At 60.5% G+C, this 2251-nt stretch carries 4 protein-coding genes; 3 read left to right on the plus strand and 1 reads right to left on the minus strand.

The window, feature by feature from the left end; translation table 11 throughout:
• Positions 1-96: 96 nt before the first annotated feature.
• Positions 97-912, plus strand: a complete 816-nt coding sequence (locus ACT3S2_RS15765) for an AraC family transcriptional regulator (RefSeq protein WP_087053556.1) — start codon at positions 97-99, stop codon at positions 910-912.
• An 84-nt stretch (positions 913-996) separates the two neighbouring features.
• On the plus strand, positions 997-1602 hold the full coding sequence (locus tag ACT3S2_RS15770; RefSeq protein WP_087053555.1) for a LysE family translocator: 606 nt from the start codon (positions 997-999) through the stop codon (positions 1600-1602).
• 150 nt (positions 1603-1752) lie between these two features.
• Here the strand turns inward: ACT3S2_RS15770 and ACT3S2_RS15775 are convergent, their stop codons facing one another.
• Positions 1753-2040 carry an AraC family transcriptional regulator gene (locus ACT3S2_RS15775; protein ID WP_444561928.1) on the minus strand — a complete coding sequence of 96 codons (288 nt, stop codon included), beginning with the start codon at positions 2038-2040 and terminating at the stop codon, positions 1753-1755.
• Between ACT3S2_RS15775 and ACT3S2_RS15780 the strand changes: the two genes are divergently transcribed.
• On the plus strand, positions 2039-2251 hold a 213-nt coding region (locus ACT3S2_RS15780; protein WP_444561929.1), incomplete at its 3' end, for a transposase. The two genes, ACT3S2_RS15775 and ACT3S2_RS15780, sit on opposite strands and share 2 nt — an antisense overlap.

Raw genomic sequence — 2251 nt, forward strand, 5'->3', positions numbered from 1 at the left:
GTCGGGCAGTTCGCTGATCGGTGGCTTCAAGAAAGCCCCACCCCCGAAACCACGCGCATCGTGTCCCGCGGCCTCAGGTCGATACGAGACTGAGCGATGCAAACCGAGGAAGTACTGGAGACGGAGTTCGCGCGCAGCACGACGATCCCACACGTCGAGGCGAGACGCTCCTCTCAGGAGAATTCCTGCTACCGCCCACACACGCATGACACGTTCTCGATCGGGCTCATCGATTCGGGTACCTCGGTGTTCGCTGGCCCGCTCGGCGGCAGCGTACACCTGCGCCCGGGTGATGTGATTGTCATCGCAGCCGACCAGGTGCATCAGTGCAACCCTTATGGTGGTCGGTGGGTCTATCAAATGATCCACATGGATCAGGGCTGGGCAACAGACCTCGCGCCCGACGGATCTGCACAGGCACTATTTTCTAGCATCACCGTCCTGCGCCACCCGAACCTGCACGCGAGGCTCAGCGCATGGAACAGCCGCATCTTCGAGGACGAGAGCCGAGAACGTCTCGAAACTGATTTTCGTATGCTGTTGCGTGACCTCTCAGCTGCAGCACCGGACCATGTGGTGACCAGCGACGCTGACCCCGACCTTCGTGAGCGTCTACACCCGGTGATGGAGCGCCTACGATATGACGAATCCAACCCGAGCCTCGACAACCTGGCGGCTCTGGTTGGGATGTCGCGGCACCAGCTGATCCGCTCGGTGAAACGCGCTACCGGGTTGGCACCGTTGGCGTGGAGACAAAACGCCCGCATTATCGAAGCGCGGCACATGCTCCGTGACGGGCATGCTCTCGCCGATACCGCCCACACTCTGGGCTTCACCGACCAGAGCCATTTTCACCGCGTGTTTCGTGCCCACGTCGCCGCCCCACCGGGCCAATACCGTTCCGCAACGTAAGCCGCAGCCGCACGAACGTACAAGACACCACCCCTCACCGTCGCCGAGACTTGACGAGTTCACCGTCAAGATCGGAGGGGAAGTATGGAGCAGTTTGCCGCAGTGGCTCTCGCACACTTTCTGGCGCTGCTCATTCCCGGGGTAGATTTCTTTCTCATCGCCCGCACCGCAATGACCAGCGGTTGGCGAAACGCCACCGGCGCGTGCCTGGGCATCGCCGCCGCGAACGGGATCTTCATCGCGGCAGCATTCTCAGGGATCTCGATCATCTCGCACCCGACCGTGCTCGTCGTGATTCAACTGGCTGGCGGTGCCTTTCTGGTGTTCATCGGAATCGCGTTTATGAGATCAACGCCCCGGCTCAGTCACGATGACGACATGACTATCGAGCAGGCCACTTGGGTGAAGAACTTCGGTCTCGGGATCGCTTCTGGCCTGCTCAACCCCAAGAACGCGCTCTTCTATCTCAGCCTCGCCACTGCGCTCGCTGGGGCAGCACCACTCACACTCGTTGCATACGGGACCTGGATGTTCACCATTGTGCTCGTCTGGGATGTCATCATTGCGGTCGCCCTCGGATCCCGCAGAGCCCTCGCCCGGTTGGCACGCGTCGTGCCCTGGCTCACGAAGATAGCTGGAGGCTTCCTCATCCTTTTCGGCATTGCCCTGATCGTGGCTGTCGTGCAATAACGCAACGATTCGCCAAGCCGAGGTAAGTTCGTGCTTCCACTGCGGTAAAAGGCCGCAAAAACTCAGCGAGCTACTCCATTTCGCTGGTCGAATGCCCGCGACGCAACTGCAGGATCAGTCCATCCCACCGCCGCCACAGCCTCTGCAACCTCAAGTCTTGTGGTTGCGAGAACCTGCGCGAAGCTGGCGAAGCAACGCCGCCGCTGAGACGCCGATCTGGGTACGAAACAAACGCGTCAACTGAGAGCTTGACAACGCCGCAGCACTGGCCAGATCAGCAATCTGCCATCCACGGTCTAGGGTTGCGTTCAATAAGGAAATCGCGGCGACAATCTCGCGGCTTGGCGAGACTCCAGGATATACGGTGGGGACTGATGCAAAGGAAGGTGACAGATGATCTGGCTTGTTTGTAGGCAAGCCTGAAAGGATAGTCACCATGCCACGCCCTTACCCGAAAGAGTTCCGTGACGACGTGGTCCGCGTCGTATTGGACCGGGACGCAAAGACCACGATCGGCCAGATCGCGAAAGACTTCGGTGTCCACGAAGGCACCATCGCTAAATGGCTCCGCGCAGCCGAGATCGATGCCGGCAACAAGCCCGGCAAGACCACGGACGAGTCGGCAGAATTGCGCGACCTACGCCGCCGC

It is taken from the genome of Arthrobacter sp. AOP36-A1-22, from assembly GCF_052377615.1.
Classification (GTDB): Bacteria; Actinomycetota; Actinomycetes; order Actinomycetales; family Micrococcaceae; genus Arthrobacter_H.